The sequence below is a fragment of the Streptococcus mitis genome, from assembly GCF_002096845.1.
Classification (GTDB): domain Bacteria; phylum Bacillota; class Bacilli; order Lactobacillales; family Streptococcaceae; genus Streptococcus; species Streptococcus mitis_A.
On record NZ_NCVK01000053.1, the window covers coordinates 1 to 203 of the forward strand.

Consider the following 203-nt stretch of genomic DNA (forward strand, 5'->3'; position numbering starts at 1 on the left):
CTTGTTGAAGCTGATGTACTTGCTGATGTGCTTGCACTTGTTGAAGCTGACGTACTTGCTGATGTACTTGCGCTTGTTGATGCCGATGTACTTGCACTTGTTGAAGCCGATGTACTTGCACTTGTTGAAGCCGATGTGCTTGCACTTGTTGAAGCCGATGTGCTTGCTGATGTGCTTGTACTTGTTGAAGCCGATGTGCTTGC

The 203-nt window shown here is 47.3% G+C and carries 1 protein-coding gene; it reads left to right on the forward strand.

The window, feature by feature from the left end:
- The coding region (locus B7695_RS11230; RefSeq protein ID WP_192855761.1) for a hypothetical protein at positions 1-203 on the forward strand (203 nt) is incomplete at both ends.